The organism is Neobacillus niacini (assembly GCF_030817595.1).
Lineage (GTDB): Bacteria > Bacillota > Bacilli > Bacillales > Cytobacillaceae > Neobacillus > Neobacillus niacini_G.
Window position 1 is genome coordinate 640,100 of record NZ_JAUSZN010000001.1, and the last position, 26,851, is coordinate 666,950.

Here is a 26,851-nt window from a genome sequence, read left to right on the forward strand (position 1 = left end):
TGAACTTTGATTCTGAGGGAGCTTTACCTTTATTGAGGCTTTTTGTTTTCTTCATTCGAGCTTCTTACATCTTGTCTGACTGGAGCCAGCAGCTCTTCTGATGCTTCTGTTTGGTATTGTAATTGCCCTGTTTGCTGCTTCTTTCCGCCTTGGTTTTTAATGACATTATTTGCAACATATTTATGGAACATATATTCAAATATTGCAACTCCAATTGCGGCAATTAAAGACATTGAAAAATGGTTGTCACCATAGGTGAGATTTTCGCTCATAAACCATATGATTAGAAACGCTAAGCCAAAATCCGCAATGGTTGCAACCGTATTATTGGTTCTTGGTAAAATCATGAGGTCACCGATTAGATATGCTGCGACACCAAGAACAAGTGTGATAAGAAAGATGTTGCTAAATGCCATGTCAAACAATAAACCGAGGATAAGCGACAAAAGGACAAGACTTGAAACAAATTTAATGGCTAAAGCTTTTACATGCTTCATCTTAACACCTCCTTTAAAAAATATTGTGTATAATTTTTTAAGAATTATTCATGAATAAAAAAGTGCCAGGGACCTCTCTCAATGAGAAGGTGGCTGGCATTTTTTTACTCGTATGATTTTTCTAGTTCATCGATTAGGGAACCGACATATGCCACTGCTTTTCGAACTGGCTCTGGTGTCGACATATCTACACCAGCATGTTTTAATAGCTCAAGCGGTTTCATCGTTCCACCTGCACGAAGGACTTCCAGCCAGGTGTCAACAACAGGCTGACCTTGTTCTTGTATCAATTGCGCGACAGCAGTAGAGGCAGTTAAACCAGCAGAATACGTGTATGGATATAAGCCCATATAATAGTGAGGCTGGCGCATCCAAGTTAGGCTCGCACCTTCATCGATTTCCACCGTATCCCCCCAGAATTCTGTGAGTACAGCTCTAGTCACTTCAGATAATGTATTGGCAGTAAGTGCTCTACCGTTTTCTGCTAACGCATATACTCTGCGTTGATATTCAGCCTCTAGTAAGTGAGTAACAAAATTATGATAATACGTTCCAAGCAGCTGAAGCACTACCCAGCGACGCATCTCCTTGTCTTCATTATTGGCTAACAGGTGCTGCCCTAATAAAAGCTCATTCATAGTAGATGGAGCTTCAATAAAATACAAGGAAGGACGAACATTCATGATTCTTTGATTTTTGTTTGCTAAATAAAAATGACCGGCGTGACCGAATTCATGCGCAAGGGTAAAGCAGCCGCGCATATTATCCTGCCATGTAACTAAAATGTATGGGTGTGCACCATAAGGGCTAGAACAGAAGGCACCTGTCGATTTACCAATATTATCGGCCAGGTCCACCCATCGCTCCTTAAAGCCCTTTTCAATGATTTCACTATACTCTGGTCCCATTACCTTCAATGATTCCAGGATAAGTTGACTTGCTTCTTCGTAGGTTGTTTCAGGATTAAAATCGGGATCCAATGGTGCTTTTAAATCACAAAACTTCATGACATCAAGGCCTAAAGTCTTTTTCTTAAGATCAGCAAACCGGCGCATATGAGGGGAGAGCTCTTTAAAAATAATATCGATTTGATTGTTATACATTTCAAGTGTTACTTGCTGTGGTTCTAATAGCATTTGTTCAACTGACTGATAATTTCTTAAACGTGAAAGAGTGACTTGCTTCTTTATTTCAGCAGAATAGGCAGCTGCGATCGTGTTTTTGTATTGTTTAAGAGTAGAAACGAAAGAGTCATATGCTTTTCTACGTGTTTCTGTATCTGCAGAGAACTCATAGCGATTTTCAAATAGAGCAAAAGAAACCGGTAACTCATTTCCTTCGCTATCAACAATAGGGGAAAAGTCCATGTCTGCTAATTTAGCCATATTATAAATGGTATAAGGGGCCCCATGTACTTCACCCAAAGCGGCTAATACTTCTTCTGTTTCAGGTGAAAGCCGATGTTTTTTCGTTTCAAGCAGCTCGAGTAAATCTTTTCGGAATGGTTGAAGTTCTAAATTCTCTTGTAAATATTTCTCTACAGTACCTTCTTCAAGTGAAAGGATTTCAGAATTTATAAATGATAATGCAGCAGTCATTTTTGTCCGTAAAGAAGCTAATTTGGCAGAATTAGCTTGGTTGAGGGGATCTGTTCCATCAGCAGATTGCTTTAAGCTTGCATATGTTGCTGCTTTGACCATTTTCATTAATAGTTGCTCTTGTGCAATCAAGCATGCTGATAACTCTTTTGAACCAATATGTAACGTACCTTTAAAGCTCTCAATTTTTGCAGTGTCATTTTCAATCACCGCAAGTTCTGCCTCCCATGCCTGATCTGATACAAATAAATCATCAAGATTCCATGTTAATTCCTCTGGAACTTCTGACCGGGTAAGCCGTTTTTCTACTGTCTTTTCCATTTATTTCTCCTCCTCTAAACCTTCGTGTTCCTAAGTAATATCATATATTATTTGAATATTAAAGCAAATAAAAAAATGAGTCGAACTGTTAACATTTCGACTCATTCTTTTCACCATTCTCTAGGTTCATAATTGAGATCACTAAATAATTGCTGCTTTTCCTTTTTCGTTAAATCTCTCCATTGGCCAACAGGGAGGTTTCCTAAGTGGATATTCATAATCCGAATTCGCTGAAGGCGGACAACGGAATATCCGAGAGCAGAGCACATCCGTCGAATTTGACGATTCAACCCTTGCGTCAAAATAATCTTAAACACATACTTTGACAGCTGTTCCACTTTACATGGGAGGGTTTTTGTATCTAGAATTCTAACGCCTTCAGACATTTTTTTTAAAAATTCCGAAGTAATCGGCTTATCAACGGTTACAATATATTCTTTTTCATGTTTATTCTCCGCCCGCAGTATTTCGTTGACGATATCTCCGTCATTTGTTAACAGGATTAACCCGTCTGAATCTTTATCTAATCTCCCTATGTTAAAAATACGCAGTGGGTGATTCACTAAATCAATGATATTACCTTTGATATGTCTTTCGGTGGTACTTGTAATTCCAACGGGTTTATTTAAAGCAATATAAACATTATTTTTGGCTACCCGGATGGTTTCACCGTTTACACGGACCACATCCCCAGGCTCGACTTGACTGCCGACCTTAGCGACTTTCCCATTAATCGTGACTCTTCCTTCTTCTATCCATTTATCTGCACCACGCCTTGACGTTTTACCAGACTCGGAAATAAATTTATTTAATCGCAGGTTAAACACATCCTTAATTTCGTTCATTATGTTTTTAGAATACTTAACTGCTAGCTGAATTTCAAGGTTAAGCTTACTCTAGTTTTTACCTAAACCAACTCTTTTTCGCATTTGTTATAAAGTTCGAGCAGGGGAAAAAGGTTTCTCTAGACCCACTAGATGTTTTTGTTCAATAATATAGATAAGGATTAGAAATGGGTGAAGAAAATGGAAGAACAAGGCTTTTTGGATTTAAAAAGAGGAGAGCGCGGAGCGATCGTTAGTATTATTGCCTATATTTGCTTGTCAGCATTAAAACTAGCAGTTGGATATATAGCAAATTCCGAGGCATTGAAAGCAGACGGTTTAAATAATCTAACAGATATCATTGCATCAGTGGCAGTTCTGATTGGTCTAAGATTATCCCAAAGACCGGCGGATGATGATCATCCTTATGGACACTGGAAAGCAGAAACCGTAGCTTCCATGGTCGCTTCCTTTATCATGGCGGCCGTCGGTTTAAAGGTTGCATACGAAGCGATCGTAAGTATTTTTTACGTACAAATAGGAGCACCAGATGTTATCTCGGCATGGACGGGGCTTTTTTGTGCGTTCGTGATGTACTGGGTTTTTCGGTATAATAAAAAACTAGCAACAGACATAAATAGTCAATCGGTCATGGCGGCAGCAAAGGATAATCTTTCTGACGCTTGGGTAAGTGTGGGTACCTTTATAGGTATTATGGGTGCACAGTTCGGACTCCCTTGGCTTGATCCTTTGGCAGCAGTAATTGTCGGTCTTCTCATTTGTAAAACGGCATGGGACATTTTTAAAGAGGCCTCGCTCTATTTAACAGATGGATTTGATGAAAAGGAAATAGAAATATATAAACAAACCATCCATCATTGCCAGGGCGTAAAGGGTGTGAAAGAAATTAAAGCTAGAAATTACGGGAATAACGTCGTTGTTGATGTTGTCATTCTCGTAAATTCCACGTTAGATGTAAAAAAGGCGCATGATATCGCTACACAAGTTGAAGAGGAGTTAATCAGGACACATAAGGTGTATGATGTACATGTTCACGTAGAACCGAAATAAGACCATACATAAAAAACAAAAGGATGGAGCTTTTATGCACCATCCTTTCTTGTTCCTTCTAGTAATTTCTCCTGCGCATTTTATAAACCAGCATATTATTTCCATCCCAGCCTCTTGTGATAATGAAATTACCACTTATCGTTTCGTATAGTCTTACACTGCTAGGATTGGATTCATCTCGTTTTTCTTTAGGGGAATCATCGGTTTCAACGTCTTCGATAGAATTATCGGTTGCCAGGTTTCCGATAGTATTATCGGTAGCCAGGTCTTCAATCATGATTATCGGGCTTTTTTCTATATCTGCGCTTAGAGAATCCTTGAGATTAGGTCTATGACCCCAGAACTTTAAAGAATCAAATATTGATCTTCTTCCATTCTTATCCGCCATGAAATCTCCCATTATTTTGCACCTCCATAGCTTTATTTAGCAGTGCCAGCTGCTCATAGTAAAACAAACCATTGTTTTTACTAATTTACGTAAAACTACCTAGAAATGCATGGGCAAACGCTCAGTCTATAAAATTCTCATTAGCAAAATGTCATTTTAGTGTTCTTCTTCATTTTCCTCCAATTGTTGGAAGTAGGCAGTTATGATTTCGTTAAGCTGTATAAGCTCTTTTTCCCAGACACCTGCAGGGTTTTTTTGCAGGGTTTGGAGGGTGCTTTCGATTAGGAATTTTCTTGGAGCACGAGTATGCATGATTTCTTCTTGGATAAAATCTAGCAATTCATTATATTTTTCTTGATCGTTTTTATTTTGAAAGTGTTTTGTGATGCAATTTCTCATAGGACTGACGATTTGGTAAAATTGAACGATTAGTTCATGGTTGTTTTTTTGAAGCCCTGGAAGCCATTTTTCTAAAAGCTCAGGGTGGTGCAATTGTTCTTCAGCTTCAGCTACTTCGTCCACCATTTTAACTAAACGATTTACACTAAATCTGACGACCTGGCTAATTTTCTCATTTGAATCCGTTGCCAAGCGATTGTATTGGAGGTTATGCTGCATAAGCCCCTGAAACATGATGGCACAATCTAATAAGTATGGTTTATTTTTTTCGCCGAAGATATCAATAAACCTGGTATACATCCATCTGAGTGAACGTAATCGCGCGATGCGGATATATTGTTTCAAATCTGCATCGTTTGTTGACATTACTTCCTCATAAAGAGCAATTAATTTATTTTTGCGGTTAGAAATCATTTGCATTACTAATTGTTTAATAAAGACCTCGATATCTGAAGGGCTTTTGCCAATTAATAAATCATCTCTTTCCTTTTGGAGTTTCTTAAAGGTTGCTTTATAAATCGCAATTAATAGCTCGCTTTTGGATGAAAAATATTTGTAAAAGGTTCCTTTTGAGATACCGCTAAAATCCAAAATGTCCTGTATCGATGTAGCTTGAAAACCTTTTTCTATAAATAATTGATGGGCCTTGTTAATGACATGCTGTTTTCGATCATTCATTTTATCACCTATAATCCGGAGTATACTAACTGTATAAAAATATACTACATCAAAAATTTGGGCATTACAAATCCATAAATTTGTAGTGTTTTTTGATTGCAAAAAATGAACCGACGGTATATTATTAATAAAGCGTGAAACAAGGGTATAAAAAAATGAACAAAGAGTTTAAACAGGGGGTATAGAACATGGAACAAGTAAAAAATGAAACGAAACGTCCCCCATACGGGATTATCTCAATCCTGATGATTGGGGCTTTTATTGCTTTTTTAAACAACACACTACTAAATATTGCACTTCCTTCCATCATGGCGGATTTAGAGGTTGATGCGTCAACTGTGCAATGGCTAACGACAGGATTTATGTTAGTGAATGGTGTATTAATTCCAACAACTGCATTCTTGATTCAAAAATATTCGGTGCGTAGGCTTTTCATAGTAGCAATGGGCTTGTTTACTGCGGGTACCATTCTTGCAGGTTTTGCCCATGTGTTCCCAATTTTATTAGCAGGCAGGATGACTCAAGCTTCTGGCTCAGCTATCCTAATGCCGTTATTAATGAATGTCATGCTAGTAAGCTTCCCAATTGAAAAAAGAGGAGCAGCCATGGGGATTTTCGGATTAATCTTAATGGGTGCACCGGCCATCGGGCCAACATTATCAGGATGGTTAATCGAACATTACGACTGGAGAATGCTATTCCACTTTGTGACGCCAATTGCGGTGGTTATCTTTTTGATCGGATTTTTCCTATTAAAAGATAAGAAGGAAAAGGTTGATATTCGAATTGATATGATATCCGTTTTACTTTCAAGTGTCGGCTTTGGAGGTTTACTTTATGGCTTCAGCTCTGCAGGAAAGCAAGGATGGGATAGTCCACAGGTTTATTTGACGATTGCAATAGGAGCTATTTCATTACTAGTATTTATCCTGCGTCAATTAAAACAAGAACGTCCAATGCTTAATTTTAAAATCTTTAAATATCCAATGTTTGCCTTATCATCGGCCATCTCAATGGTTGTTACAATGGCGATGTTTTCTGGGATGCTGTTGTTACCGATTTATGTTCAAACATTACGCGGCATTTCGCCGATGGATGCTGGTCTTATGATGCTGCCGGGAGCAATCTGTATGGCGGTTATGTCACCAGTAACAGGTAAGCTTTTCGATAAATTTGGCGGCAGGTTGTTAGCTGTAATTGGTTTATCGATCACAGTAATAACCAGCTACCTTTTAAGTCAGTTAACATTTGAGACTACTTATTTTCATTTAATTCTTTTATATACAGTTCGAATGTTAGGGATGTCAATGGTAATGATGCCGGTTTCGACCAATGGTCTAAACCAGCTGCCTGCACGTTTTTACCCGCATGGTACAGCTATGAACAATACACTTCAACAGGTTTCTGGAGCAATTGGGACAGCATTATTAGTAACAATCATGTCTAATCGTGCTGAGTCAAAGGGGAAGGAACTTGGTGAAGCTGCTATGGCAAAATTGACTGAGCAGCCAACACAAGAAGCTTTAGCTCAAATGAAGCAGCAAATTATGATGCAGGCAACATTAGATGGTATAAATTTCGCGTTTTTCATCTCAGTATTTATTGCGGCAGTTGCACTAGTCCTTGCCTTCTTTATGAAACGTGCAAAACAAGCAGAAGATACTGTTGAAGAAAACCCTGTCGGAAAAAAAATCGTAAACAATAAACTTGCAGAAAATTAATAGGACTTAAAACGTCTATACTCTTTGTGAGTTTAGGCGTTTTTTTATGATAAAAAATTTGCTTTTTTATTTGACATAACTCTATAGTAAAAGTGGGAATGCCTAATAGGAGGTTGTAAAAATGGAAAACACTAGTTTTAATGAAGCTTATATTGAACGTTGCAGCAAAGAAACAGAAACGATGATCGCCAATGAATCGTCAAACTTCTTAAACCAGCCACTTACTTATTTAAAAGAACATAAAAGTGAATTTATTTATGTAGAGTCTACGTTGTTTGAGGAAATTGGTATAGAGGGTGTGTCACTTGAGGTTGATGATGTCTTTGGAACCTATGATGTGATGCTGGGTTTAAAGCTTCAAAAGAAGTTTGAGAAACTATTAAAGGAACAGCTAAATCATTCTTTACATGGTGATGATGCAAAGTTTGACTTAGTGTTTAGTCATGATGATGGTTTATGGGATTTGAACTTTGCCTTAAATTACGTAAATGGATATACTGAAAATATTTCCATACATAAGGCCCTTCAATTAATACACCAGTTTTTAACCACTTTAGTCCATACTGTTAAACAAACAACCAGCTGAAATATGCTGGTTGTTTGTTTTTATCTGAGTTACCATAAGGGAAAGGGAGGGAGAGATTTTGAGAGTTATATCATTGTGCCCAAGTAATACGGAAATAATGGAATACTTAGGTTTGTCTCATCTTTTAGTGGGAGTGGATGATTATTCAGATTGGCCCGCGTCTATTGCCAATCTGCCAAAACTGGGACCTGATTTATCGATAAATATGGATCTTGTTGAAGAACTGAAGCCAGACCTCGTTCTTGCTTCGTTAAGTGTTCCTGGGATGGAAAAGAATGTTGAAGCGTTAGTAGAGCGCGGTATCCCTCACATCGTTTTAAATCCCCAATCATTGACGGATATTGAAGAGGATTTAATCAAAACTGCTGAGGCTCTGAATCAGCACGAACGCGGCAAGGCAGCAGCAAAGGAGTTTCGTAATAGGCTTAATGCCGTCAAACAACAGGGATTAAACACAAACAAAAAGCCTTCTCTTTATTGGGAGTGGTGGCCAAAACCAATCTTTACTCCTGGGAAAATCAATTGGCTTACCGAAATTTCTGAAGCAGCGGGTGCTATCAATGCCTTTTGTGACGTAGAATTAGCCAGCGTTCAGACAGATTGGGAGGACGTCCTGAGAAGAAAACCTGATTATATTTGCCTTGCTTGGGTAGGTGTAAGAAAGGAAAAAGTTCAGAAAAACAATGTTACCAAACGTCCAGGTTATGAAACGCTGGGGTATGTTGATGATAGCAGGATCCTTATCCTTGAAGAAGAACTATACTGCCGGCCGTCTCCAAGGCTGTTGGATGGGCTTGAAAAACTTTTTAGGTTAATTCATTAATGGAAAACGCTTGGATACTCTATATCCAAGCGTTATTTTACCTTATATCTAAGTACTGTTTTTAATTTTGTAGAATCCGACTTTCTTGGATCACTTATGTAGATTTCCCGATGTCTTTTGTCTATTCGCGTCAGGTGATTGGCAGCACAGAAATCATCCATTTTTGAAAAAGTTACATGTTCACTATCGTAGTCCCCGATGTGCATACAACCACAAATTACTTTTCCAAAGAAGTATGAACTGGATGTCGATCCACAGGTTGTTGGGTCTCGTATTACTTGGTTACGCAAAAAGGGCAGGGAACTTAAAGGGGATGTATGGGTAAAGGATGCTTTAAATGATAAAGAACAGGTATGGCTGAAAAATGTTGATAATGCTCCAGTGTTTTTTTCACAGAAGTAATGGTCTTCGATCCCCCATTATACAAAAACGGAGATTTTTAGTGCGTTTATGTGACATCACTTTTGGTGTTATTTAATATCAGGTATTTTATTGAATAAATTACCTTGTTTATTTTCTGCGATTGTTTGTAAATTTTCATTTCGATATTCCTCAATCATTTCTACTAATTCTTTACGCGTCACTGGCTGGGTATGTTCCATTAGCTCATAACCTAAACCGCCATCTGATTCAATTGTGGCGGTTTTTACATCACTAATATAAGCAATGCCTTTTTGCCGCAATTTCATTTCTAGTTGATCCGAAGTCATTCGTAGTTTTTTTAAACCCTCGACGATGATTTTACCATTTCGGATAACTATTGTTGCATTACCCGTTATATAACGATCTAGGATGTTTGACTTTAGTTGAAGGAATTGGACGAAAATTAAATAAAGTACAAAAATAGTTAATATCACTACTATTTGCCAGAATTTATTTTCTTTAATCGCATGTCCCATAGTGGTTCCGATTGCCAAGGTAATGACAACCTCGAGGCTTGACATTTGGGCAACTGATTTTTTACCAGCAATCCTAAGGAGTATGGTGCTAATAAAAAGTAAACTGATGGATTCCCATATAAATGTAATATTCATTTGCCCACCCCAAGCGCTTTTAGTTTATTTTGTATCAATTACATCCTATTTTAAACACCACCATTTCAGATAATGTATTAGTCAGTCAGCTAAAAGCATACTAATTAATATTAATTGTCCCTTTGGTCTTGCCTAAGGGGTTAGGTGGAATCACTCATGTATATGTTTTTTTATTTATTATTAGCCATTATTGGCGGGACTTGTATTGGGTTACAGGCAGGGATAAATGGTGTTTTGGGAAAAAGAATTGGGGTAATAGAGGCTTCTTTTGTTTCGTTTTTTATCGGAACGATTATTCTTTTATTACTCGTTATCTTTGCGGGTAAAGGGAACATTTTAAATGTAACCAATGTTCCGAAGTGGCAGCTGCTGGGTGGAGCGCTCGGAGTTGCATATGTATCAATTATGGTAGCTATCGTACCGAAAATTGGAGTCGCTTCAGCCATCACAGCAGTCATTCTTGGACAGTTAATTATCAGTGTTACCCTTGATCATTTTGGTATTCTCACGAATCAGCGAATACCGATTGATTGGTATCGTATTTCAGGATTGTGTTTATTACTCATCTCATTATTATTAATATTTAAAGGTAACATTAAATGGTTTTAAAATAGTATGAATTGGACCAAAAAGTGTCCCGCACAGATGGAGAATCAATGTTCATCTGAGGTGTAGTACTCTTTTTTTGCATAGGGATTTTTCCTCAATTGGTCAGTGATTATATAGGTATCTAGATTTGTTTTATGATGTGATTAATAATTGTTGTCATTATAGCTTTATAGTTTTACTTTATATTTGTAAAATGGAAGAGTATAAAAATAATAGAAAACGTATATTGTCAGTTAAAGGGAAGTGTCAGCGTAATGCTTTATATTAGAAATATCGAGAAAATTATTGAAGAAACTTTAGAGCAGCACAAATTAGATCTTAACTATGAAATTAACAATAAACTAACTGTACCCATGAGTTATAACGTTTCGACAAACACGATTAAATTTAATTACCTTCAGGTTAATGGTTATATTAATAAAATTAGAATTAAAGATACAGATGAAAATGTTGTTAAAGTTATACTTTATCATGTAATTGGATATTATTTAGATTTTAAGAAAAACAAACATGATTTGAGAACCTTAAAGTATGGTGAAGACTACGAAATCGCAAAGCTTAAGATGGAAATAGAAACGAATGCATGGGTGTATGGGAGAACATTGGTACCTGAACAATTGTTACATTCATATGATCAGGTACGTGAACTAGATAAAGACCTCGTACATGGTAAACTAACGAATATATAATGATATTTTTCTCCGTAAATAGCATTTTAAACTTATGTCGGAGAGCGAGAGGTGTATATAGTTGAGAGCAGATGCTGTTTTCGAAGGCGGTGGAGCAAGGGGAATTGCTTTTGTCGGAGCCATTCAAGCCATGGAAGAGGAAAAGGTTGAATGGCAAAGAATAGCTGGAACCTCAGCTGGAGCTGTAATCGCTGCACTTTTGGCAAGCGGCTATAAAAGCTATGAAATTAGAAAGCATTTGAGTGAACTGGATTTTTCTAAGCTTCGAGGCAGGTCACTTATGAACCGAATTCCCATTATCGGCAGTTTACTTGAACTGATGTTTAATCTCGGTATATATAAAAATGATTATTTAGAAGCCTGGATCGATTCACTTCTGTTAAAAAAAGGGATTAACACATTTGCAGATCTTCCAGATGGAAAGTTAAAGATCATTGCTTCTGATGTATCGAACGGCCAAATGCTTATTTTGCCAGATGATTTAGAGCGCTATGGAATGACCCCTACGGATTTAAGGGTTTCAACCGCCGTCATGATGAGTGCATCGATTCCATTTTTCTTCCGTCCGGTTATTTGGAAATCGAAAGATCGTAACAATTCTTACATTTTAGATGGCGGTTTGCTAAGTAACTTCCCAATTTGGATTTTTGATACGCCAAACCCTCGGTTTCCCACGTTCGGTTTCCGTTTTGTAAAAAATAAAGTTAGTATAGATCCAGTAATACCAACACCGCTGCATCTTTTTAAAAATATTTTTAGAACGATGCTGCAAGCCCATGATTTACGACATATGAACGAAGATACACTAGAGCGCACAATAAAAATTCCGACAGGCAGCATTAATGCAACTGATTTTGTTCTTAGTGAGGAAGAGATCAATTTTCTCTATAATTCTGGTTATACATCCACAAAAAAGTTTTTAAAAGGATGGGATTTTGAACAACATAAGGCCAATAGATTGCAAAGATTAAAGAATTCAAGGGAGCTAGAAAACGACATTCCATAAAATGATAAAGGGTTCCGTTTTCTGGTGCATTCTTATTAAAAGACACCGAATTGACGTATGAAAAGTCATACGTCTTTTAGCCTTCTAAGAAATATTATTAAGGTAAGCACCTGTGCAGATAAATAGGAGGAGAAATTCCGCTTAATGAGTAATTAGTATTAAAAAAAGCTTTTATAGACGGAGAGATTCCGCCTATTGATTCGAAAAATACGAAAATGGGAGATTTTTCTTTGATTAAGCGGAAAACCTAGTCAAGCCCATTATTATGTGTAAATTCATTCCTATGAAGAACAATGTTAAGCAGCTTATTTATTTTTGGTGTACTGGAAGGGGGGTACCCCCCTTCCAGTACACCAAAAATTCGCGCTTCGCGGTTACTATTTCTTTTCTTCTTGGTCCTGAATAATTCTTCTTCCTACTTCCTCTGCATAGTCCATTAAGACCGCACCAATTAATCGGAATGCGGATTGTGTATTAGGAAATATTCTAATTACCTTCTCTCTTCTACGAACTTCCTCATTGATTCTTTCTAACGAGTTTGTACTTCGAATATGCTTATGGTATTTTGGTTTCTCATTTAGATATTGAATGGCATCTTCGAAGCCTTCTTCTAATATCTCTATAGCTTTTTCTAGTTTTGGATTATCTCCAAATTGCTCAATGAACTCATTTTTATATTTTCTTGCCTCTTCAACCGACGCTACCTCAAATATTCTTTTTAAACCCATTTTCACTTCGTCCATGCCTTTTTTTGGCATATGCGTAATGATATTCTTTTTGTAATGCACCGTGCACCGTTGCCAAGAGGATCCAACAAACTCTATACCAATGGCAGACTTTAACCCCTTGTGTGCGTCTGAAATAATTAGCTTAGGTGATTGTAGTCCTCTTGACTTTAGGTGCTGGAAAAATCGTTGCCAGGCTTCAGTGCTCTCCCCATGGTCTACTCTTAAGCCTAGAATTTCACGTCTATTGTTTTGGTCAACGGCCGTTGCGATATAAACAGCTTTAGATACAACACGATTATGTTCTCTTACTTTGATATACATGGCATCTGCAAAGATATAAGGGTAGTACATCGTATTCAGAGGTCGACTTGCCCATTGATTCACTATAGGATCTAGCTTTTCTGTAAGTGTAGATACAAATGATTTAGAAACCTTTTGCCCACAGAGTTGTTCCATGATCTTTGAAACTTTTCTTGTGGAGACCCCATTTACAACCATTTCAAGCATGGCTAATACGAGGGCTTGGTCACAACGAGCATATTGTTCAAACACAGTAGTCGAAAAGTCTCCACTACGAGTACGTGGTACTCGAAGAGTAATTTTCCCAATGCTAATTAATAAATCACGATCATAGTATCCATTACGGTAGTCACGTCGTGAAATAGAACGTTCATAGGATCCGGCTTGCAAGAACTCATCACGTTCTTTATCCATAAAAGAATTCAATACCAAGACGATAGACGCTTTGATGACAGCGTCTATATTAGAGTTCATAACAGAATCTTTTAAATCATCGATATTTAGGTTAAACTGTACTTGAGTCATAATTAATTCCTCCACATTGTTTTCTTAGCCGTTAACATTGTAGCCATGAGGAATTAATTTGACTCATTTTCTTTTTACACAATTATATGGACTTAATCGAAAACCTCCGCTTATTTACCCCGAAACTAGCTCCATTTAGCATTTAACCGGAAATTCTCCGCTTATTTTACTCTTGCTGGTTAATCGATTAAGGACAAGACATCTTAACAAAAAGAGAGTGACTTTTTTATCAAAAATCTAATAGAACCTTATTTTGGTGCAAAACAACTAAGGTGTTTTTAATTCCAATACGACTGTGATTTCGGCACGTATTTTAAGAAAAGCACCTCAAAGGATCCCATTCCATAAAAAGAAAGACGTTTTTTTATTTCCACCACTGCCACCATTTCTTTTGCTGTGCAGCTGCAATCTGGTTTCTAGTTTCCTCTAACATGAAATTACTACGCTCCTCCAACAGTTGCTCGGTTCGTTCCACATACTTTAAGATTTTGTTTATCTTATCTTCTAGATATGCTTCCCGTACGGCTTTCTCCTTTAGGAGTGTGAGCAAATCCATGTTGATGCGCTCTAAATTTTCGATCCGTTCCGATATTTCATCTAAATCACCATTTTGCGTCATTATCTGGTCAGGCATAAGTTGTACTGGTTCTGCTTCCGTAACCTCGACTGTTATTTTCGCTTCAGCTATCCCTGTCATAATCGCTTGTGCTGAAAGTTCCAGCGTCATTCCTTCTTGGTTGATGAATTCTATGAATTTACGTAGTGTGATAATATCCTTTTCGAAATACCCCCGATGTCCTCTGCTATTACGGTGAATAGGATACCCATGTCCTTCTAATAGAGTGGCATACTTTCGTAATGTATTGCTATCAATGCCAAGTAATACTTGCACATGACTAGGGGAATAGATTTCCGTCATAACAATGCCTCCTCTATTAATATTGATTAAATTTATGATTAATTAAGAATTATGTATATAAGGTATTATACCAAGTGATAATTAAGAATTTGTCGAACCAAGGGATAGTTAACTATTTGTAATTAGACTGTTAAATAGTTGAAACATCTAATCAAAAAAGATCTATTTAATCTTATTTTTCGTGATGTATATCACATCAGATGGTGGGAAAATCCCTTAAAATAACATTAAGAAGATAACAAAGGGGGAAATGACATGTTTCTAACTTGGTTGATTTGTATTAGTTATTTTATTGGTTCTTATTATATTTGCGTTGTTATTTTTGATCGACTTAAGGAGAAAGATCAAGCTGACTTAGCTCAATTAGAATCTCAATTTAAAAACATTTCCGTAAATCCTACAAAATCTATGAAACAAGCAGTTTAATTAAAAAAAATAAAACCTTGTTAAATATGACAGCCAAAAGGCGTACTCAGGTGCCTTTTGGCTTTTAATTATGAGAATTTGTAAACGTTTTTACTATAACTAACGTATTAACTTGTAGTTGTGCTATTATTAATGTTGAAATTCGAGAGTGGAGAGGATATCCATTGAAAATTAATACATTAATTGCCAACAATATCAACAAATTAGATGCCTCCATACCAGTAGACCAATCACTAGGAATTGCGGGATTGTCTGGTTCAGGTAAAACCACATTCTGTCAAACCATCGGTGAAGAATCCAAGAAGCGTCTTGTTTCCCTGTTACCAAAGGCTGAATATCAGTATCTTTTTTCCAATATCATGGAAACAAATTTCAGTGCAATTAAAATGGAAGACATGCCGTTGGTCCTTTTTCTCGGAAAATCATCGATATCATCCAATCCACGTTCGACCATTGGAACGCATACAGGAGTCTTTAGAGAGATAAGGGAATGCTTTGCGGATAAACATCATCTTTCCCCAGAGGTTTTTTCCTTTAATAATGCATTAGGCTGGTGTCCAGATTGTAAAGGTCGCGGGACCACCAAAAATGTTGAATGTCCAAAGTGTAAAGGCAGGCGCTATAGCCAGGAAGTTGAGCAGTACAAGCTTGAATTATTTGGTCAGCCACATAGTATTTCCGATTCAAACAACTTAAGCATTGAAGCTATATATTCTCTAGCAGAAGAATTACATATCAGTGAAGGTAAGCTACATATACTTCAAAACATTATCAATATGAATATCGGTTACTTAACCTTGAACCGAATCATGGGGACCTTATCTGGGGGAGAATTAACTCGGCTTTACCTAGCAGAATTCATGGCTGCAAGTGAAAATACCGTGATTATTATCGATGAAATTTCCGTAGGTCTTGATCATCAAACACTACTGAAAATTTTAGAACAGATTCGAAAGTTAGGCTTTAAAAATCAAATTTGGCTCATCGATCATTCAGACACCGTACTCGATGCAACGGACGATCAATTGTTCTTTGGACCTGGAAGCGGGAAATATGGTGGTAAACTTGTCGACGAATCACCACGCCCAAAGCCAGTCATTTGGGAACGAAATCCTGCACCTCCAACAGAATACTATCAATTTCGGGACCTATACTGCCGTAATATACAAATGGCTGAGATTGAAATTCCTAAAAATAGACTTGTCACTTTTACAGGTGAGTCTGGCAGCGGTAAATCCACGTTGGTTAATGAGTGTATCGCTAAAGATTTTTTGAAGCGTTATCCAAAAGACAAGCTGGTGATCGTTGGGCAGGATCGAAACCAATCAATCACCAGTCGCTCTACGGTCGCTACTTTTCTTGATATAAAAAGAAAACTCACCAAATATACTGATGACATTGATGATATTTTTCAGCGTTCGATTGAAGATATTATTGAAGAACTACCAAATGAAGACATCGCACATAAACGTTTGAGTTTATTGATTAAACTTGGCCTCGGTTATTTGACGTTAGAACGAAAGACCCAAACTTTATCAACGGGTGAGTTTCAGTGTGTTCATTTAGTATCTGAGCTGTTTGCTAATACAAGGAACCCTCATACGCTGTTTATTTTTGACGAACCTTCAAAAGGGTTGTCACAAAATATCTTAAATCAATTTATTGATAGTGTTAGAGTCATTCTTCAAGACGAGTCTGTCTCCATCATCATGATTGAACACAATGCCTATATGCTTGAAAGCTCAGATTATATCGTTGATTTTGGTAAAAGACAGATTGAACCTGTCACACATTTAGATGTTCTAAGTCATGAAGATTATGTTCGTCATAATAAGCGTGAAGATAACGATACGCCCATTCAAATTTCTTCAACGCTTGGGTTGCAAAGTGGCATTCGCTATCAACAAGAAAATCAAATCGCCTATTTTAAAAATGCTGAAAACATCTATAAAGGCGGCATTTTAAAAAGCTTGTCATCTATGGCTCGTTTGATCTATGGGGAATACGAATCTGAAACAATCGCACCTGTTATCGCCATTGATCTAGAACGACATTTGTATAGTCAATATAGTTTTCTCTATGAAATTGGCGGTCTGATTAATCATATTGTGGCGTCTCATCAGACAAATAAAGATACACGAAGCTTCGATTTCTATCTGCAAGACAATCACTGTCCATGCTGCTCAGGCCGGCGTGTCATTGAAAAGTTCGATTTCGATGTGGTCGTACAAGACAAAACCGTACCATTTTGGGATGGGCTTTTATATCCCGATGTGATGGAGGTATTAAAATGGTACCAATATCCAAAATTGCAATTCCTTTTTGATGAGATCAAGAATGAACTTGGTCAAGATATTAGTAAAAGCTACAATGAGATGACAGAAGCAGAAAAGCATACCTTTTTATATGGGTATTGGGAAAAGTCATTTTACGATAAAGCAGGTAAGGCACAGAGAACATGGGAAGGCTTTAATATGATCCTGGGGCGTTATATGTTCATTTCGAAATCGATTATTAAAGAGCAAATGAAAGAATCAAAAGAAATGATCACTTGTCCGGTCTGCAAAGGAACCGTGTTAAACCACCATAAAAAACTTCATTTTGGTGATCGTGATATTCGAGAGATTATCCAAATGCCACTTGATCAGGTCATCGAAACAGTAGGCAACTTACCGGAACTTGAAAAACTAAAAAGTATTGTAGGCGGCGATATGGTACTCACAGAAGATGTATCCTTATTGCCCCGGGAAACACAGGTAAGTTTGAAGATGTTTGAACTTGAACTCACAAGCTTTGTTGGCTATGAAGTGGTGTTGCAAAATGCCTTACCATTTTGGGGCAATATAAAAGGCAATATCGAAAACATAAGCAGTAAAAATCTAGTGACTATCTGTGATTTTGACAATATTACTGAAACAAGAGAAGCGATTATTGATAAATATTTTACCAATGGAAAATACAAAAAACTAACGTATGTTTATGAAGTTTTCGCCTACAAGAAAATTGTTACCTTAATTAATAAGATAAAAGCGGCTCATCCATGTCCTTTCTGTAATGGGAAAAAGGTTATTTCAGAAGATAACCTCCATGAAGGCGTACATAAATTATCGGTACCATGTGTGAGTTGTCATGCGAGCGGCATTAACGATGAAGGGCGGAAGGAAATGGTCGAGGGCATTGAGGTACAAACATGGCTTACTGGTAAAGTAAGTGATGTTGTGTCAGGAAGCCTAGTTACTGAGGCTGTGGCAGATATCCCTATTTTTAATCGTATTCGTGAGTTGAATAAACCAGATATGATGGCAGTTTATCAAGTGCTTGAGCAGTAGTTAAACAATGCTAAGGAGAACTCATTTGCAATTGATCATTGCAAATGAGTTTTTTTAATGTTCTAGTTTACAAAGGAAAGCAGGTGTTTGTAAAATTTCAATTTATTTTAGAAAAAGATCAAACCCGATTGTAATCAACCAGCCAACAGCAAGAGTAACGGTGACATATGTACCCAGGTAAAGCAATATTTCCGCCATGTTTCCTCCTATTCTTCCTTCTTCTAAGATATAAAGCCATCATAACAGGGGACTTTTTCAAAATTTGTCGAACCAAAGGATATTAACCAATTTGTAACCAGACTGTTAACTGCCTTTAACATTAGAAATACCCTCAAAACAAACAGGACCTTACTCCCCCAAAAAGGAAAAATATGACTGCTTTTCACCTTAAAGAAGGGTGTGCTTTTTCCCATATCACCTCTCGAAATAATAGGTAACCCTTAACTAGACAATAAATTTAATGTTCCGTAGACTAAAAACTATATTATTTTTCTAGTAATTTACTTAGGGGTAAAAAGTAACTCTACTTAATCGAATAATAGAATGACTACCGAATAATAGCGAATAGTGTAATAGTAGGATTTCATGTAACGGGAGGAATAACCATGTTAGAATTTGATACAAGTATGGACCAATTAGCCACAATTAAAGTAATCGGTGTAGGCGGCGGGGGTAATAATGCCGTAAACCGAATGATTGAGGATGGAGTTGTTGGGGTAGAATTTATCGCCGTTAATACGGATGCACAAGCAATAAAGCAATCGAGTGCAGCCATTAAAATGCAAATCGGGTCCAATTTAACCAGAGGTTTAGGAGCCGGGGCTAATCCAGAAATAGGAAGAAAAGCTGTGGAAGAAAGTAAACACCACATCGAAGAAGTGTTAAAGGGTGCCGACATGGTCTTCGTTACCGCTGGAATGGGCGGTGGGACAGGAACAGGTGCAGCACCTGAAATTGCGAGAATTGCCCGGAAGCTTGGTGCATTAACGATTGGTGTTGTCACGCGTCCTTTCAAATTCGAAGGGCACAAGCGAGCTGTAAATGCAGAAAGTGGAATTAGTGCGATGAGGGAAGCTGTAGATACGTTAATTATTATTCCAAATGATCGCCTATTGGAGATTGTAGATAAAAAAACGCCGATGATTGAAGCTTTCAGGGAAGCGGATAATGTTCTTCGCCAGGGTGTTCAAGGGATTTCTGATTTAATTGCTGTGCCTGGTTTAATTAATCTTGATTTTGCTGACGTGAAAACAGTCATGTCCCATAAAGGTACTGCTCTCATGGGAATTGGCATTGCGGAAGGTAGAAATCGTGCAACGGAAGCTGCGGAAAAGGCATTAAATAGTCCGCTATTGGAAACCTCCATTAATGGTGCACATGGTGTGATCATGAATATTACTGGCGGTAACAATTTAAGTCTTTTTGAAGTACAGGAAGCAGCCGAAATCGTTGCCTCTGCTTCGAATGAAGAATTGAATATGATTTTTGGATCGGTTATTAATGAAAATTTGACTGATGAGATAATTGTAACGGTCATTGCTACAGGTTTCACTGAGAAAGAGGAAACTGAGGTACATAAGCCTTCCCAGCCAGTCATTGAGGAAACGCGACATTCCTACAGGAGGGAGCAACGTATACAATATCAAGAACCCGAGCCCATTATCCATTTCGAAGAAGTTATAGAATATGATGAACACCGAGAAGAATCAGAGGAATCTGAGGATATTCCAGCGTTCTTGCGTAATCGAAGAAAACGAAATCGTTCCTTTTAAGACTACTTATTACGAGCTGTAATTCGAATCGTACGGTAGATTGTTAGGGAAGGATTAGGTACATTCATTGTTCAAAAGGAATAGGATAACGGGATAATTCTTTGAAAGGAATGTGCAAAATGAACTATGTTCCTTATATGTATCCCTATCCTTATCAAAATCCTTATTATGTAAACGTTCCAATAGATCACTATGGAAGACAGACTATGAATTGGGATTATACTGATGAGTTTGTATATTCAAATCCAAATCCATATCGACATTGGCACCCTGTTATAGATGTAAGAACCATTCAATTGAAGGATTATGGAAAAGAGCCATATGTGGTTAATATCAACGAGGCTTCTAAGCAAAATAGTACATTTCGTACTGCATTATGGACCGGAAATCATCTGCAAGTTACTTTAATGAGTATCGGCGTTGGGGAAGATATTGGTTTAGAGGTGCATCCCGATATTGATCAATTCTTACGGATTGAGGACGGTGATGGAATCGTCCAAATGGGCAATTCCAAAGATAATTTATCTTTTCAAGCGCAAGTTTCTGATGATTTTGCCATCATGGTACCTGCTGGTAAATGGCACAATGTAACCAATACAGGGAATAAACCACTTAAACTTTATTCCATTTACGCACCGCCTCAGCATCCTTTTGGAACTGTTCATAAAACAAAAGCAGAGGCCATGGCTGCAGAAGAAAACCATGCATAAGCAACATAAAATAATAAGCCCTAATAAACAGCTTTTTTGTTTATTGGGGCTTTATTAAATTCAAATTGTTCCTATAGAGTAAGTTCGAATTTTTTTGGTCTTAAATGGTATAAATTGTAGGCTGGCAGATAAAAGATGAGGTAGCAGCACCCCGATATAAGTTAGAAGAACTGGATAGGGGAATGTTTAACATTAGCGTTAATCATGATACATATATTCATATTAATTCCAAAGGAGATCGATATTGATGGAGTTCTGGGAATCAAGCTTTATCGAAAAAGAAACGATGTGGGGATTTGAACCTTCTGACTCCGCAATTTTGACTAAGGACTTCTTTCTTCAAAAGGACGTTAAGGACATACTGATACCAGGTATTGGATATGGTAGAAATGCGAAGGTGTTTATCGACAATGGAATTAACGTAACAGGAATTGAGATTTCAAAAACGGCAATCGAATTGGCGAGGCAGAACTGGCTTGATTTTGATATTTTCCATGGTTCGGTAACGGATATGCCTTTTGACAATAAACTTTATGACGGCATCTTTTGCTATGCACTTCTTCATTTATTGAATGCACGTGAGAGAGAGAAATTTATTAAGGATTGCTACAATCAATTAAAACCAAATGGTTATATGATTTTTACAACTGTTTCCAAAAATGCCCCAATGTTTGGAAAGGGCAAACAATTGGATAAAGATTATTTCGAGATCATGGAAGGCGTGAAAATGTTTTTTTATGATTCTGACTCGATAAAACGAGATTTTGAAAAATATGGGCTCGTAGAGTTTTCAGAAATGGACGAACCAAATAAGAACATGGAAAATAAACCTTCCATCAACTTTATAATGGTGACATGCAAGAAGGAACTATAGAGTAATCATACAATAATAATAGTTTCCATTAAAAATAGGATTGCTGGACGACGGGCCAATTGGGGGAGATAAAATGAAGATTGTTATTGCCGGCGGTACGGGTTTTATCGGGAAAAAGTTAACAGACTTGCTTCAAGCAGAAGGGCATTCTGTTGTGATTTTAACAAGAGGTAATCGTGAATCTTCCGGGAAAGTCCAATTTGTAAAGTGGCTAGAGGAAGGCGCTCAACCAGAAAAGGAAATCAGACATGCAGATGCCTTTATTAACTTAGCTGGTGTTTCCATCAACGATGGCAGATGGAGTGAGAACCATCAGAAACAAATCTATGAAAGTCGGATGACTGCAACAGACGAGTTACTAAGAATCATCTCCTTGCTACCCGACAAACCTTCAGTTCTGGTCAGTGCAAGTGCCATCGGCATTTATCCTGCCTCAATAAAAACTGTCTATACGGAATCTTCGTCGGAAAGAGCCTATGATTTCTTAGGGAAGACAGTACATGATTGGGAAAACAAAGCGAATTTAGTACAAGGACATTCTGTTCGCGCGGTCTTTATGAGATTCGGTGTCGTGCTCGGTAAAGAGGAAGGTGCACTGCCACTCATGGCACTGCCATACCGTTTATTTGTGGGCGGAAAAGTAGGTTCGGGTGGACAATGGGTATCCTGGGTTCATGTTTTGGATGTTGTCCGCGCTATCGTATTTGCCCTTGTAAATGAAGACTTGCGAGGACCCGTCAATGTTACTTCACCATCACCAGTTCAGATGGACGATTTTGGAAAGACTATTGCCTCGGTGTTACATCGTCCACACTGGATGCCTGTTCCTTCTTTCGCTATGAAAATGGTCCTTGGGCAAAAAAGTGCACTCGTTTTGGAGGGGCAGCATGTAGTACCGCAAAGGTTAATCGACTATGGGTTTGAATTCACGTTCCCGATACTAAAACTTGCTTTAGACGATCTGCTTACATAGTTTAACTATTTTCGCATTGATTGTTGTTCAGATTGCAACCATGTTCACGAAATCCTCCTCTTAAATAGTTGTCTTTTCGTTTTTAACGAAAGACAGCTTTTTTTATTTAAAAGGTATGCTTTAGTTTTTATTATAGAATATACGAATATACGTTCTTATTTTAAGTGGTTTTATGATATACTAGAAAGGCATAGAATAGGTGTCTCAATAGTGTCGGCATGCTCCCAATGGAAAGGGGGTGCTGCTGTTTGACAATTTTTGAAACGTTCATGATTATGTTTGGTTTTACTAGTTTAGTCATTGCCATTCTGACGTTTAATCAAAAAAAATAACCCACCCATGAGTTTGGAAGCCTCGGGTGGATTATTTATACGCATACTAGCCGATCCTATTGAGAGACCGTCTATTGCAGGACCGACATGTTGCACCATGTTCGGTCTTTTTAGTTTATGATGATGTCTATCTATATTATAACGAAAAGTAGGAAAAAAGAAACATATATGATGTGTAATCTAATTAACAAATATAGATAGTAAGCGTTTACATTCTATTTAAGAAATAATACCTCTTCTTAAAAGTTCACTTACTGCATGAGAACGATTATGTGCACCAAGCTTTTTGATTGCTGACTTCACATATTGTTTTACTGTTAATTCACTTATGTCCATCGCATCAGCCATTTCCTTCATGCTTTCTCCCCAAGAAATCTTTCTCATTACCTCTAATTCTCTTTTACTTAAATTTGGTGTTTCGTCCAAGGTGTTTGTCTTTTCCATGTACTTTCCAACTATTCTCCCGTAATCAGTAAGAGAAGTAAGTGTCTGTTCATCGATTACAGCATGATTAGAAAATTCTGTGGTACATATGTAGCCGATCACCACTTTATCAAAGCAAATCGGGATTACAGCCATTGAATTTACGTTGGCGGAAAGGATATACTTGCTGCTTGTTTGTTTTAAAAATTCAATCCCTGAGCAATACTTGGCTCTTCTTTCTAAGATTGCAGAGTAAATGATAGGCAAAGTACGAATGTTGTCCCGGATATCGTTTATGTAGACAATGCCAGTGGTGTTTAACATGATAATTCCTTCACCCAAATAACCTAAAGGTGAGAAGCGGAATAAATACGAATTCCGTACAGGGTAGATTGACATGTATAATTCCAATATTTTATACAACTTCTCCTCATGACTAGCAGTTTCCTCCAGCTGTACAACTTTGTCCATCAAGGTATACTGTGAAGCCAAATTATCATCTCCTTTTGGGGGAATGGGTAGATATAAAATTGGGAATATTCAAATTATACAAAATATTTTATTATTTAGATAGTACTTACCATGCTTATACAAAAAAAGATGAATACTTTTAAAACGAAGGGAAGATGACAATGGCAAATTTAAAACCAGAATCACAACTCTATCTAGAGGCATTTAAGCAAATGCCGCCAATCGCTTCATTAGAACCACAAACAGTAAGAGATATGTTTGCGATGGCACCTCCAGTAGAGGTAGAACTAGCACCACTTGCAAAGATTGAAGATCGCCTTGTACCCGTTCAAGACGGAGAAATTAATGTGAGAATTTATACACCGGAAGGGCAGGGTCCTTTCCCGGTTTTTGTATATTACCATGGCGGCGGATGGGTAATAGGCGATATTGCTACAGCTGATGCCAGTTGCAGAATGTTGGCAAATAAAACCCAAAGGATTGTCGTCTCTGTCGATTATCGACTTGCACCTGAATATAAGTTCCCTGTACCGGTTGAAGATTCCTATGCTGCTTTACAATGGGTAAGTGAAAATGCTGCGGCTTTAAATGCAAACGCTTCCAATGTTTTCGTAGGCGGTGATAGTGCGGGCGGCAATCTCGCTGCTGCCATGACCTTAAAGTCACGAGAAGAAAACGGACCTGCCATTGCTGGTCAAGTACTTATCTATCCTGTTACGGCCTTAAGTTATGATTCCCCTTCCTATGAAGAGTTTAAAGAAGGATTTGGTTTAGACAGAGACCTTATGATTTGGTTTGGCAATTACTATATCCGTAATGACGAGGACGCTAAGAACGTACTTGTCGCACCTATTTTAGCTGAAGATTTACGTAATCTCCCGCCTGCTTTTGTCCTGACAGCAGAGTATGATGTATTAAGAGATGAAGGGGAGGCCTATGCAGAACGGCTTCGGGAAGCCGGAGTGTATGTGGAAACTTCACGTGAGGAAGGCTTAATCCATGGTTTCTTTACGAATATGGCGGTCTTCCCGGTAGATATTAAAGGGTCGATTGATAAATTTGCTACCTTTTTAGCAAAGGTAGATCAAGAGGTAAGTAGAGTCTAATTAAGATAGAAGCTGTATCTGAACCTTATATTAGGAGGGAAATGCTAATGACATCTAAACAAGAAGCGAATCAAATTGCAAGTTTTGACGCAGTTGTAATTGGTGCAGGCTTTTCAGGTATGTATATGCTTTATCGCTTACGTGAAGCTGGTTTATCGACTCGAGTATATGAGGCCGCCGATGGTGTTGGCGGTACCTGGTATTGGAATCGTTATCCTGGGGCACGCTGTGACTCGGAAAGTATCTACTATAATTATACCTTTTCAGAGGAGCTTTATCGTGAATGGACATGGTCTTCACGGTATCCCGAGCAGCCTGAGATCTTAAAATATCTTAACTTTGTTGCTGATAAATTCAATTTGAGAACCGACATTCAGTTTGAGACCCGGGTACAGGCAGCACATTATGATGAAGACAGTAAGAGATGGCAGATTTCTCTAAACGATGGTACTTGTGTTTCAGCAAAGTACTTTATTACGGGTGTGGGATGTCTTTCTGCATCAAACCTACCTAAATTTAATGGCTTAGAAAACTATAAGGGAGATTGGTACCACACAGGGCATTGGCCGCATACAAAGGTTGACTTTACAGGCAAACGGGTGGGGATTGTTGGAACTGGTTCGAGCGGCGTTCAAGCGATTCCGGTCATCGCTGCAGAGTCAGCTCATCTCACGGTCTTCCAGCGGACACCGCAATATAGTGCACCTGCGAGAAATCACCCTTATGACGCAGAATATATCAGAGAGGCAAAAGAGAACTTCCACGAAATTAAGAAGCAAATACGAGAATCTGCAGGAGGAGCACCTGCAGAAGTGCCTACGAAATCAGCGCTTGAGGTAACCCCTGAGGAACGGTTGGCGAAGTTTGAAGAGGCATGGGAGGTTGGCGGTCAAGGTATTTTTACCTCTTTCTATGACATTACCATTAATCCAGAGGCAAACGAATTGGCGGCTGAATTTATCCGTTCGAAAATTCGCTCCATTGTTACCAAACCAGACGTTGCTGATAAGCTTATGCCATCGTATTATTACGGAACAAAACGGCCGATTATCGATACTGATTACTACGAGACGTTTAACCGAGATAATGTTTCGTTAGTAGATGTAAAGAAGAATCCAATTGCTGAAATTACTGAGACGGGGATCCGTACGTCTGAAGGAGAATACGAGCTCGATGCCATTGTGTTTGCTACTGGCTTTGACGGCATGACAGGACCATTGTTAAAGATGGACATCCGCGGTAAAGATGGTGTGTCATTGAAGGAAAAATGGAATGGGGGAGAAGATACTCGAACCTACCTCGGTGTTGCCAATGCCGGTTTCCCTAATTTCTTCATGATTACCGGACCTGAAAGTCCTTCGGTTTTCAGTAATATGCCGGCTTCCATTGAGCAGCATGTGGAATGGGTCTCGGATTGTATTGAATACATGGTTGCAAATAACTTGGAAACTGTGGAAGCAAATGTGGAAGCAGAAGAAGCATGGAGCAAGCATTGCCGTGAAGTGGCGGAAGCCACACTATTCACGAAGACAGAATCCTGGTATACCGGGGCCAACATTCCTGGTAAGACTCGCAGATTCTTAATCTATTTAGGCGGCGTCGGTGCGTACCGTCAAAAATGTACAGAAATTGCTGAGAATGGGTATGAAGGATTTACGTTTGAAAGGTCCACGGCGGATATACAGGGCAGTATAAAATAAATCATTATCCCTAGACATA

At 38.1% G+C, this 26,851-nt stretch carries 27 protein-coding genes; 17 read left to right on the forward strand and 10 right to left on the reverse strand.

Annotated features, from left to right (window positions below; all coding sequences use genetic code 11):
• Positions 1–29: 29 nt before the first annotated feature.
• The 3 genes from QFZ31_RS03175 to rluF all read right to left on the reverse strand — a co-directional run bounded on the left by QFZ31_RS03175 (position 30) and on the right by rluF (position 3,261).
• The gene (locus QFZ31_RS03175; protein WP_307300830.1) at positions 30–497 is read right to left on the reverse strand and encodes a YndM family protein; all 468 of its coding nucleotides are present in this window, start codon (positions 495–497) and stop codon (positions 30–32) included.
• 104 nt (positions 498–601) lie between these two features.
• A complete protein-coding gene (pepF, locus tag QFZ31_RS03180) occupies positions 602–2,416 on the reverse strand; it encodes an oligoendopeptidase F (RefSeq protein ID WP_307300831.1) in 1,815 nt (604 codons plus the stop codon).
• 110 nt (positions 2,417–2,526) lie between these two features.
• Positions 2,527–3,261, reverse strand: a complete 735-nt coding sequence (gene rluF / locus QFZ31_RS03185) for a 23S rRNA pseudouridine(2604) synthase RluF (protein WP_307300833.1) — start codon at positions 3,259–3,261, stop codon at positions 2,527–2,529.
• A 180-nt stretch (positions 3,262–3,441) separates the two neighbouring features.
• Between rluF and QFZ31_RS03190 the strand changes: the two genes are divergently transcribed.
• Positions 3,442–4,311 carry a cation diffusion facilitator family transporter gene (locus tag QFZ31_RS03190; RefSeq protein WP_307311340.1) on the forward strand — a complete coding sequence of 290 codons (870 nt, stop codon included), beginning with the start codon at positions 3,442–3,444 and terminating at the stop codon, positions 4,309–4,311.
• Positions 4,312–4,369: 58 nt separating this feature from the next.
• Here QFZ31_RS03190 and QFZ31_RS03195 read toward each other — a convergent pair whose 3' ends face one another.
• Both QFZ31_RS03195 and QFZ31_RS03200 read right to left on the reverse strand, forming a co-directional pair.
• A complete protein-coding gene (locus tag QFZ31_RS03195) occupies positions 4,370–4,711 on the reverse strand; it encodes a hypothetical protein (RefSeq protein ID WP_307300835.1) in 342 nt (113 codons plus the stop codon).
• A gap of 144 nt (positions 4,712–4,855) precedes the next feature.
• Positions 4,856–5,776, reverse strand: a complete 921-nt coding sequence (locus QFZ31_RS03200; protein WP_307300837.1) for a TetR/AcrR family transcriptional regulator — start codon at positions 5,774–5,776, stop codon at positions 4,856–4,858.
• 188 nt (positions 5,777–5,964) lie between these two features.
• Between QFZ31_RS03200 and QFZ31_RS03205 the strand changes: the two genes are divergently transcribed.
• From QFZ31_RS03205 to QFZ31_RS03215, 3 genes are all read left to right on the forward strand, one after another.
• The gene (locus tag QFZ31_RS03205) at positions 5,965–7,497 is read left to right on the forward strand and encodes a DHA2 family efflux MFS transporter permease subunit (protein ID WP_307300839.1); all 1,533 of its coding nucleotides are present in this window, start codon (positions 5,965–5,967) and stop codon (positions 7,495–7,497) included.
• A 121-nt stretch (positions 7,498–7,618) separates the two neighbouring features.
• A complete protein-coding gene (locus tag QFZ31_RS03210; RefSeq protein ID WP_307300841.1) occupies positions 7,619–8,083 on the forward strand; it encodes a branched-chain amino acid aminotransferase in 465 nt (154 codons plus the stop codon).
• A 58-nt stretch (positions 8,084–8,141) separates the two neighbouring features.
• Positions 8,142–8,906 carry a cobalamin-binding protein gene (locus tag QFZ31_RS03215; RefSeq protein ID WP_307300843.1) on the forward strand — a complete coding sequence of 255 codons (765 nt, stop codon included), beginning with the start codon at positions 8,142–8,144 and terminating at the stop codon, positions 8,904–8,906.
• Positions 8,907–8,938: 32 nt separating this feature from the next.
• Here the strand turns inward: QFZ31_RS03215 and QFZ31_RS03220 are convergent, their stop codons facing one another.
• Positions 8,939–9,112 (reverse strand): GyrI-like domain-containing protein, encoded by a 174-nt coding sequence (locus QFZ31_RS03220; RefSeq protein WP_307300845.1) that lies wholly within the window; start codon positions 9,110–9,112, stop codon positions 8,939–8,941.
• Here QFZ31_RS03220 and QFZ31_RS03225 point away from each other — a divergent pair.
• On the forward strand, positions 9,105–9,308 hold the full coding sequence (locus QFZ31_RS03225; protein ID WP_307300847.1) for a hypothetical protein: 204 nt from the start codon (positions 9,105–9,107) through the stop codon (positions 9,306–9,308). The two genes, QFZ31_RS03220 and QFZ31_RS03225, sit on opposite strands and share 8 nt — an antisense overlap.
• Positions 9,309–9,376: 68 nt before the next feature.
• Here QFZ31_RS03225 and QFZ31_RS03230 read toward each other — a convergent pair whose 3' ends face one another.
• The gene (locus tag QFZ31_RS03230) at positions 9,377–9,940 is read right to left on the reverse strand and encodes a DUF421 domain-containing protein (protein ID WP_307300849.1); all 564 of its coding nucleotides are present in this window, start codon (positions 9,938–9,940) and stop codon (positions 9,377–9,379) included.
• Between the two features lie 156 nt (positions 9,941–10,096).
• Here QFZ31_RS03230 and QFZ31_RS03235 point away from each other — a divergent pair, with 156 nt between their 5' ends.
• The 3 genes from QFZ31_RS03235 (at position 10,097) to QFZ31_RS03245 (ending at position 12,244) form a co-directional block, all read left to right on the forward strand.
• Complete coding sequence (locus QFZ31_RS03235) at positions 10,097–10,549, forward strand: DMT family transporter (protein WP_307300851.1); 453 nt, start codon at positions 10,097–10,099, stop codon at positions 10,547–10,549.
• 254 nt (positions 10,550–10,803) lie between these two features.
• The gene (locus tag QFZ31_RS03240; protein WP_307300853.1) at positions 10,804–11,238 is read left to right on the forward strand and encodes a hypothetical protein; all 435 of its coding nucleotides are present in this window, start codon (positions 10,804–10,806) and stop codon (positions 11,236–11,238) included.
• Between the two features lie 61 nt (positions 11,239–11,299).
• Complete coding sequence (locus QFZ31_RS03245) at positions 11,300–12,244, forward strand: patatin-like phospholipase family protein (protein ID WP_307300855.1); 945 nt, start codon at positions 11,300–11,302, stop codon at positions 12,242–12,244.
• Between the two features lie 377 nt (positions 12,245–12,621).
• Here the strand turns inward: QFZ31_RS03245 and QFZ31_RS03250 are convergent, their stop codons facing one another.
• The gene (locus tag QFZ31_RS03250; RefSeq protein WP_307300857.1) at positions 12,622–13,797 is read right to left on the reverse strand and encodes an IS256 family transposase; all 1,176 of its coding nucleotides are present in this window, start codon (positions 13,795–13,797) and stop codon (positions 12,622–12,624) included.
• A 364-nt stretch (positions 13,798–14,161) separates the two neighbouring features.
• Positions 14,162–14,716, reverse strand: coding sequence for a MerR family transcriptional regulator (locus tag QFZ31_RS03255; RefSeq protein ID WP_307300859.1), 555 nt, complete (start codon positions 14,714–14,716; stop codon positions 14,162–14,164).
• 255 nt (positions 14,717–14,971) lie between these two features.
• Between QFZ31_RS03255 and QFZ31_RS03260 the strand changes: the two genes are divergently transcribed.
• From QFZ31_RS03260 to QFZ31_RS33750, 7 genes are all read left to right on the forward strand, one after another.
• On the forward strand, positions 14,972–15,142 hold the full coding sequence (locus tag QFZ31_RS03260) for a hypothetical protein (protein WP_307300860.1): 171 nt from the start codon (positions 14,972–14,974) through the stop codon (positions 15,140–15,142).
• A gap of 164 nt (positions 15,143–15,306) precedes the next feature.
• Positions 15,307–18,471, forward strand: coding sequence for an ATP-binding cassette domain-containing protein (locus QFZ31_RS03265; RefSeq protein WP_307300861.1), 3,165 nt, complete (start codon positions 15,307–15,309; stop codon positions 18,469–18,471).
• Between the two features lie 605 nt (positions 18,472–19,076).
• On the forward strand, positions 19,077–20,243 hold the full coding sequence (gene ftsZ, locus QFZ31_RS03270; protein WP_307300863.1) for a cell division protein FtsZ: 1,167 nt from the start codon (positions 19,077–19,079) through the stop codon (positions 20,241–20,243).
• A 119-nt stretch (positions 20,244–20,362) separates the two neighbouring features.
• The gene (locus tag QFZ31_RS03275) at positions 20,363–20,953 is read left to right on the forward strand and encodes a cupin domain-containing protein (RefSeq protein ID WP_307300865.1); all 591 of its coding nucleotides are present in this window, start codon (positions 20,363–20,365) and stop codon (positions 20,951–20,953) included.
• A gap of 247 nt (positions 20,954–21,200) precedes the next feature.
• The gene (locus QFZ31_RS03280; protein ID WP_307300866.1) at positions 21,201–21,827 is read left to right on the forward strand and encodes a class I SAM-dependent methyltransferase; all 627 of its coding nucleotides are present in this window, start codon (positions 21,201–21,203) and stop codon (positions 21,825–21,827) included.
• 73 nt (positions 21,828–21,900) lie between these two features.
• Entirely contained in the window at positions 21,901–22,800 is a 900-nt protein-coding gene (locus tag QFZ31_RS03285; protein WP_307300867.1) for a TIGR01777 family oxidoreductase, read from the forward strand.
• A 227-nt stretch (positions 22,801–23,027) separates the two neighbouring features.
• Positions 23,028–23,132, forward strand: coding sequence for a putative holin-like toxin (locus QFZ31_RS33750; RefSeq protein WP_373459818.1), 105 nt, complete (start codon positions 23,028–23,030; stop codon positions 23,130–23,132).
• Positions 23,133–23,351: 219 nt separating this feature from the next.
• On the opposite strand, the gene QFZ31_RS03290 is transcribed toward QFZ31_RS33750, so the two are convergent.
• A complete protein-coding gene (locus QFZ31_RS03290; protein ID WP_307300868.1) occupies positions 23,352–24,047 on the reverse strand; it encodes a helix-turn-helix transcriptional regulator in 696 nt (231 codons plus the stop codon).
• A 140-nt stretch (positions 24,048–24,187) separates the two neighbouring features.
• Here QFZ31_RS03290 and QFZ31_RS03295 point away from each other — a divergent pair, with 140 nt between their 5' ends.
• Both QFZ31_RS03295 and QFZ31_RS03300 read left to right on the forward strand, forming a co-directional pair.
• The gene (locus QFZ31_RS03295; protein ID WP_307300870.1) at positions 24,188–25,132 is read left to right on the forward strand and encodes an alpha/beta hydrolase; all 945 of its coding nucleotides are present in this window, start codon (positions 24,188–24,190) and stop codon (positions 25,130–25,132) included.
• Between the two features lie 47 nt (positions 25,133–25,179).
• Positions 25,180–26,832 carry a flavin-containing monooxygenase gene (locus QFZ31_RS03300; RefSeq protein ID WP_307300872.1) on the forward strand — a complete coding sequence of 551 codons (1,653 nt, stop codon included), beginning with the start codon at positions 25,180–25,182 and terminating at the stop codon, positions 26,830–26,832.
• The last annotated feature ends 19 nt before the right edge of the window (positions 26,833–26,851 follow it).

What these genes read in the sequence shown, in the direction of transcription:
- QFZ31_RS03220 (WP_307300845.1), bottom strand. Translation starts at nt 9,112, where the DNA reads ATGCACATCGGGGACTACGATAGTGAACATGTAACTTTTTCAAAAATG.
- QFZ31_RS03230 (WP_307300849.1), bottom strand. Translation starts at nt 9,940, where the DNA reads ATGAATATTACATTTATATGGGAATCCATCAGTTTACTTTTTATTAGC.
- QFZ31_RS03300 (WP_307300872.1), top strand. Translation starts at nt 25,180, where the DNA reads ATGACATCTAAACAAGAAGCGAATCAAATTGCAAGTTTTGACGCAGTT.
- QFZ31_RS03175 (WP_307300830.1), bottom strand. Translation starts at nt 497, where the DNA reads ATGAAGCATGTAAAAGCTTTAGCCATTAAATTTGTTTCAAGTCTTGTC.
- QFZ31_RS03235 (WP_307300851.1), top strand. Translation starts at nt 10,097, where the DNA reads ATGTATATGTTTTTTTATTTATTATTAGCCATTATTGGCGGGACTTGT.
- QFZ31_RS03240 (WP_307300853.1), top strand. Translation starts at nt 10,804, where the DNA reads ATGCTTTATATTAGAAATATCGAGAAAATTATTGAAGAAACTTTAGAG.
- QFZ31_RS03285 (WP_307300867.1), top strand. Translation starts at nt 21,901, where the DNA reads ATGAAGATTGTTATTGCCGGCGGTACGGGTTTTATCGGGAAAAAGTTA.
- QFZ31_RS03255 (WP_307300859.1), bottom strand. Translation starts at nt 14,716, where the DNA reads ATGACGGAAATCTATTCCCCTAGTCATGTGCAAGTATTACTTGGCATT.
- QFZ31_RS03280 (WP_307300866.1), top strand. Translation starts at nt 21,201, where the DNA reads ATGGAGTTCTGGGAATCAAGCTTTATCGAAAAAGAAACGATGTGGGGA.
- QFZ31_RS03195 (WP_307300835.1), bottom strand. Translation starts at nt 4,711, where the DNA reads ATGGGAGATTTCATGGCGGATAAGAATGGAAGAAGATCAATATTTGAT.
- QFZ31_RS03190 (WP_307311340.1), top strand. Translation starts at nt 3,442, where the DNA reads ATGGAAGAACAAGGCTTTTTGGATTTAAAAAGAGGAGAGCGCGGAGCG.
- QFZ31_RS03210 (WP_307300841.1), top strand. Translation starts at nt 7,619, where the DNA reads ATGGAAAACACTAGTTTTAATGAAGCTTATATTGAACGTTGCAGCAAA.
- QFZ31_RS03200 (WP_307300837.1), bottom strand. Translation starts at nt 5,776, where the DNA reads ATGAATGATCGAAAACAGCATGTCATTAACAAGGCCCATCAATTATTT.
- QFZ31_RS03260 (WP_307300860.1), top strand. Translation starts at nt 14,972, where the DNA reads ATGTTTCTAACTTGGTTGATTTGTATTAGTTATTTTATTGGTTCTTAT.
- QFZ31_RS33750 (WP_373459818.1), top strand. Translation starts at nt 23,028, where the DNA reads ATGGAAAGGGGGTGCTGCTGTTTGACAATTTTTGAAACGTTCATGATT.
- QFZ31_RS03250 (WP_307300857.1), bottom strand. Translation starts at nt 13,797, where the DNA reads ATGACTCAAGTACAGTTTAACCTAAATATCGATGATTTAAAAGATTCT.
- pepF (WP_307300831.1), bottom strand. Translation starts at nt 2,416, where the DNA reads ATGGAAAAGACAGTAGAAAAACGGCTTACCCGGTCAGAAGTTCCAGAG.
- QFZ31_RS03295 (WP_307300870.1), top strand. Translation starts at nt 24,188, where the DNA reads ATGGCAAATTTAAAACCAGAATCACAACTCTATCTAGAGGCATTTAAG.
- rluF (WP_307300833.1), bottom strand. Translation starts at nt 3,261, where the DNA reads ATGAACGAAATTAAGGATGTGTTTAACCTGCGATTAAATAAATTTATT.
- QFZ31_RS03275 (WP_307300865.1), top strand. Translation starts at nt 20,363, where the DNA reads ATGAACTATGTTCCTTATATGTATCCCTATCCTTATCAAAATCCTTAT.
- QFZ31_RS03225 (WP_307300847.1), top strand. Translation starts at nt 9,105, where the DNA reads ATGTGCATACAACCACAAATTACTTTTCCAAAGAAGTATGAACTGGAT.
- QFZ31_RS03205 (WP_307300839.1), top strand. Translation starts at nt 5,965, where the DNA reads ATGGAACAAGTAAAAAATGAAACGAAACGTCCCCCATACGGGATTATC.
- ftsZ (WP_307300863.1), top strand. Translation starts at nt 19,077, where the DNA reads ATGTTAGAATTTGATACAAGTATGGACCAATTAGCCACAATTAAAGTA.